Below are 6,000 nucleotides of genomic sequence, written 5' to 3'. Positions count from 1 at the left end.
AACCGCATCCACCCCACCCACCACCAGCCCCCACAAACCCTCCGGAGACACCACACCCCCCGGAAAACGACACCCCATACCCACCACAGCCACCGGCTCGTCGGCCCGCGCGGACGGCCGGGGACGGGAGGTGACGGCGGAGGGAGCCGTCCCCGACAGCGCCGTCCCCGACAGCAGGGAGTGGAGATGCTCGACGACGCCGGCCGGGGTCGGGTGGTCGAAGGTGAGGGCCGGCGCGAGCCGCACGCCGAGACCGGCGCCGAGCCGGTCACGGAACTCGACCGCGCTGAGCGAGTCGAAGCCCAGTTCCTTGAAGCTGCGTGTGGTGACCACGGTGTCGTCCGGCCCGTACCCGAGGACCAGTCCGACCGTGTCCCGCACGAGGTTCAGCAGCCGCCGGCGGTCGGGGGCCTTCACCTCCGGTGACGCCATGCCGGCCGGACCCGCGGGCGCCGGGGGCGCGGACGGGGGAGCCGTTCCCCGCGTCCCGGGCACGGCCCCGGGCCGGGCGGGCTCCGGCGCGGCGGCGGGCCAGTGGCTCCGGCGCCGGAAGGCGGTGGTGGGCAGCGGCACCCGCCGGCCGCCGGGGAAGACGGCCTGCCAGTCCACATCGCTGCCCTGGGCGTGGGCGGTGGCCAGCGCGGCAACGGCGGACACCGCCTCCGGCCTGCCGCGGCGCAGGGCGGGGACGCATGCCAGGCCCTCCGTCCCGGCGAGGGAGTCACGGGCCAGAGAGGTGAGCACCGCGTCCGGGCCCATTTCGAGGTAGGTGGTGCACCCCATGTCGCGGAGCGTCAGCAGCCCGTCGTGGAAGCGGACCGTCTCCCGTATCTGCCGGACCCAGTGGTCCGGGGTGTCGATCTCGCGGGCCACCCGGCCGGTCACGTTCGAGATCACGGGAATCGCCGGTGCGCGGAAGGCGAGCCGGCCGGCGACCGCGCGGAAGGCGTCCAGCATCGGCTCCATCCGGACCGAGTGGAACGCGTGGCTCACCGGCAGGCGTTTGGTCCTGCGGCCGCGCGAGGCCCAGTGCGCCGCGACGGCCGCGACGGCGTCCTCGTCGCCGGAGACAACCGTCGCGCCCGGGCCGTTCACCGCGGCGAGGGAGACCCCGGTGCCCCGCAGCAGCGGCTCGACCTCGTCGGGCGCCGCCTGGACGGCCGTCATCGCACCGCCCTCGGGCAGCCGGCCCATGAGCGCCCCGCGTGCCGCGACGAGAGCACACGCGTCGGGCAGCGAGAGCACACCGGCCGCGTGGGCGGCGGCGATCTCGCCGACCGAGTGGCCGATCAGGGCGCCGGGCACGACGCCCCAGTGCTCGAACAGCCGGTACAGCGCCACCGAAACGGTGAAGAGCGCCGGCTGTGTGAAGGCCGTGCGGTCGAGCAGTGCCGCCCCGGCGCTGCCGGGCGCGGCCCACAGCACGTCCCTCAGCGGCCGCTCGAGCAGGCCGTCGAAGTGCGCGTCGGCTTCGTCGAAGGCCGCCGCGAACACCGGGTAGGTCTCGTACAGTTCGCGTCCCGCGCCGAGCCGTTGCGCCCCTTGGCCCGGAAAGAGGAAGGCGGCCGCCGCGGTCTCGGCGCCCGCGCCCGCGGCCGGGCCGAGAACGGTGCCGGCCGACGGCGTGCCCTGGGCCAGGGCGTCCAGCCCCGCGAGGAAGGCGTCCTCGGACGAGGCGACGACGACCGCCCGCCGCGGGCGGTGTGCGCGCGTGGTCGCCAGCGAGAAGCCGGTGTCGGCCGGCCTCGGCCGCGAGCCGCTCGCCAGGAACTCCTTGAGCCGGGAGGCTTGTTCGCCGATGTCCGCGGCGTCGCGCCCGGAGAGCACCCAGGGCAGCGGCCCCCGGGCGGACGCCGGCGCGGGGGCGTCGTGGGGTCCGTCCCCGTCCGCCCGGACGGGCGGGGGCGCCTCCGTCAGGACGGCATGGGCATTGGTGCCACCCATGCCGAAGGAGCTGACGCCCGCGTACAGGGGCTGCTCCTCGCGCGGCCAGGCGGAGAGACGGGTCACGACGTCCAGGCCCAGGGCGCCGAGCGGGATGCGGGGGTTCGGGGTCTCGAAGTTCAGGCTGGGCGGCACCTGCCGGTGCTCGATGGCGAGCCCCGCCTTCAGCAGTCCGACGATGCCCGAAGCGCCCTCCAGGTGGCCGACGTTGGTCTTGGCGGAGCCGACCAGCAGCGGGTTCGCCGGGGTCCTCGTCCTGCCGTAGGCGGCGCCCAGGGCCGCCGCCTCGACCGGGTCGCCCACCGCGGTACCCGTGCCGTGCAGCTCGACGTACTGCACGGCGTCCGGCTCGACTCCGGCGTGCTCGCAGGCCCTCAGCAGGGCGTTCCGCTGGCCCGCGGCGCTCGGTACGGCCAGGCCGTCGGTGTCGCCGTCGTTGTTCACCGCACTGCCCCGGATGACGCAGTGCACCGGGTCGCCGTCCGCCAGCGCGCGGGCCAGCGGCTTCAGCAGGACGGCGACACCGCCCTCGCCGCGCACGTATCCGTTGGCGCGCGCGTCGAAGGTGAAGCAGCGGCTGTCCGGTGACAGCGCGCCGAACTTCTCGACGACGGCGGTGCCGTAGGGGTCGAGGACGAGGTGGACGCCCGCCGCGAGGGCCGTGTCCGACTCACTTCTGCGCAGGCTCTCGCAGGCCAGGTGCACGGCGACCAGAGAGGACGACTGGCCGGTGTCGACCGCGAGGCTGGGGCCGCGCAGGCCCAGGGTGCGGGAGACCCGGTTGGCGAGGAGGCTGCGCTGGGTCCCGCCGAGTGTGTGCCGGGTCGGCGGGCCCGCACCGGGACGACCGTGGAGTTTCGCGAAGTCGTCGGCCATGGCGCCCACGAAGACCCCGGTGCCGGTGCCGTCGAGGGCCGCCGGGGAGATCCGGGCGTCCTCGACGCACTCCCAGGCGAGTTCCAGCATCAACCGCTGTTGCGGATCCGTCGCGGCCGCTTCCCGGGGGGAAATGCCAAAGAAATCGGCATCAAATCTGTCGACGTGATCGAGATACCCTCCTCGGGGTGCCGGTACCGCACGTGTCCCGTCCGGTGATAAGTCATGTCCCGGAAGGGACGGAACGATTCGGCCCTCGGGCGCTTCACCGACAGCGCTCGCGCCCTCGGCCAGCAGACGCCAGAAGGCCTCCGGATCCCTCGCCCCCGGAAGCCGGCAGGCCCAGCCGATGACCGCGATCGCACCATGGTGATCTCCGGTTTCCGCACGCTTCGCGGCCGGGGCCTCCACGCCGGCGGGGCGCCTGGAATCCGCTTGCCGTCCTGCCCCACCACGCATGGCAAATACCCCCTGTACACGAGCACGGAATCGTGGTGGAAACCTTCTCAGAGGGCGCCCGTGCACACACCTCCGATATTGCTCTACTCGGCTTTATTCGTGGGGGGCGTCGCCGATACTGCGATATGGGCTCCGTCTGCAGCCCGACCGGCCGATCAACACCGGTGCGGGAGCGATCGCTATCGATGACCGAGCCGAATCCGAAGGGAATTGACTGGCATGGAGCAATCGCGCCAGGGCGGCGGTACGGTGCCGGGCGGGCTCCTGCTCGGCGCACTCGGCCGCGTAAATGCCCAGAAGGTTCTGGAAACGGAACGTGCCGTCCCCGGTCTCCTCCAGCAGGTGGTTGTCGGTGAGCACACCCAGCACCTGCTCCGCACGGGCGAGGTCGCTGCCCATGAGCGCGGCGGCGACGGCGACCGTGATCACCCCGCTGTGGTGGAGCCCGAGGAGCCGGAAGAGCCGTGCCCCGTCCGCCGGAAGCGCGTCGTAGGCCACGTCGAACGCCGCCCGGAGACTCGCCGCCACGTCGTCCTCGACGGCGAGCCGGTCGAGACGGCCTTCCTCGGCCGCGTGCTGCTGCGCCATGTTGGCCAGCGTCAGCCGGGGGCGCCCGGCCAGGCTCTCGGCGGCGATCCGCACCGCCAGTGGCAGGTGCCCGCACATCTCGGCGAGCTGGGCCGCGGCCTCCCACTGGCCCTCCACCCGTCCCGCGCCGATCAGATAGGTGATCAGCTTCACGGACTCGGCCGGAGACAACGGCTTGAGCGCGATGCGGTACGCGCCGTCCCGGACCACCAGACCGCGCTGGACGCGCCGGCTGGTGACCAGCACGCACGCCGGTCCGCCGGGAATGAGCGGGCGCACCTGTTCCGCGTTCACGGCGTCGTCCAGCACCACCAGCACCCGCTTGCCGTGCAGCATGCTGCGGTACAGCGACGTACGTCCCGCGAGGTCCTCGGGAAGGTCCGGCTTCGCCACGCCCAGACTGCGCAGCAGCTGCGCCAGGGCGTCCATGGCGCTCAGGGTCCTCTGCCGCGAGGCCGCCCCGTACAGGTCCACGTAGAGCTGCCCGTCCGGGAACCGGTCGCCGAGCTGACGCGCCGCGTGCAGCACGAGCGTCGACTTGCCGACACCCGGCGCGCCCTCGACGACCACCAGGGTCGGGCGCATCTCGAGGCCTCCGCCGCCCTGGGCGGTGAGGGACTCCAGCTGTGCCAGTTCTTCCACGCGGCCGACGAACCCGCGGGCGCTGTACGGAAGCTGGGCGGGGCGCACGGCCGGCTCGTGCACGGGGGCCGGTGCGGCCTCGGCGGGGGCGGCCGTCCGGCGGCCCTCGTGCCCGGCCGCGATGTCCGGTGCCCGGGAGACGAGGTCCTGATCCCCGGCGAGAATCCGGGCGTGCAGGGACTGGAGTTCGATTCCCGGCTCCAGCCCGAGTTCCTCGCTGAGCAGGCTGCGGGTCTCTCGGTACACGCCCAGCGCGTGCGCCCGGCGTCCGCTGCGGTACAGGCTCAGCATCAGGAACCAGCGCAGCCGTTCGCGCAGCGGTTCCCTGGCGACCAGGTTGGAGAGCACGGGAACCGCCTCCGTGTGCCGGCCGACGGCCAGCATGTCGGCGGCCCACTCCTCGACGGCGGTCAGGCGCAGCTCCGCGAGCCTGGTGCGCTCCATCTCGGCGAACGGACCGGGAACGTTGGCGTACGCGTCCCCCCGCCACAGCCCCAGCGCGGTGTCGAACTCCCGCAGTGCCTCCTGGGCACGCCCCTGGCCGTGCAGGCGCCGCGCCTCGGCGTGGTGCCGCTCGAAGACGGCGACGTCGACACGATCGGGGTCGAGGCACAGGGCGTAGCCGCCTCCCGAGGAGGTGAGAACGCCGCCCGACGCACGCCGCCCGCGGCCGGGTTCGAGGGCACGGCGGAGACCGGCGACGTAGGTGTGCACTCCGTTGGCCGCGGTCTGCGGAACAGCGCTGCCCCACACCGCGTCCACGATCTCCTCGACGCCCACGATCTCGTTGACACGGCTCGCGAGGACGCCGACCACGGCGCGCTGCTTCGGTGGCCCGAGCGGGACCTCCGCCTCGTCGCACCACGCCCGCACCGAACCCAACAGTTCCAGCCGCATGTTCCCCCCGTCTGACGGCCGTTGACCTTCGGACAAAACATGTGCAGCACTGGCTCACCACGAGGACGAGCTGCCTACCTCCACATCGCGTACACGCCTTCGGTCAAGCCCTGTTCGTCCGCACATCGACCGGTGGAGCACCGTCATCACCGGCCCCGCAGCAGCAGCGTGGAACAAAGTATCCATTGCTTGCTCACCTGTCACCGCTGACATTGCTCACCGCCTGCGTACCGGCGCGGAACGGCCCGCCGCGAGGACTTTCGCCGCCCACCGCCGCGGGCCCGGACGGGGCCGGGTTCACTCTCGTGCCGCATGACCCGATCACCGCGCCGGGCCGCACGGAACGATGGGAACGACCGGACGGCCGGCCGCGTACGGGCCGGCGATCCGGCGATGACGAGGGAGGCGGCCGCCGCGGACCCTGCGGGCAGGCACCGGGCCGGTGGCGAGCCGGCGGCCGGACCGGGATGGTGCGGCCGCTCGCGCGGAGCACGCCCGAGGCGGACCGGTCGGAGCACCTCTCCGGCGCGGACCGGGTCCGGCCCGCCGGCCTCACCCGGAGGCCGGAGACCTGGATGCTCGCCGGGTCCGGAG

The 6,000-nt window shown here is 73.6% G+C and carries 2 protein-coding genes; both read right to left on the bottom strand.

The annotated features are described in order from the left end of the window. A partial coding sequence (locus IF83_RS0127815) for a type I polyketide synthase (RefSeq protein WP_158711124.1) occupies positions 1-3,231 on the bottom strand: 3,231 nt, incomplete at its 3' end. 141 nt (positions 3,232-3,372) lie between these two features. Next, entirely contained in the window at positions 3,373-5,406 is a 2,034-nt protein-coding gene (locus IF83_RS30765) for an AfsR/SARP family transcriptional regulator (RefSeq protein ID WP_078843957.1), read from the bottom strand. Positions 5,407-6,000: the final 594 nt, after the last annotated feature.

The sequence above is a fragment of the Streptomyces albus subsp. albus genome, from assembly GCF_000719865.1.
GTDB lineage: Bacteria > Actinomycetota > Actinomycetes > Streptomycetales > Streptomycetaceae > Streptomyces > Streptomyces albus_E.
The sequence above is the reverse complement of the archived record's forward strand: the minus strand, read 5'-3'. Positions and strand labels throughout refer to the sequence as shown.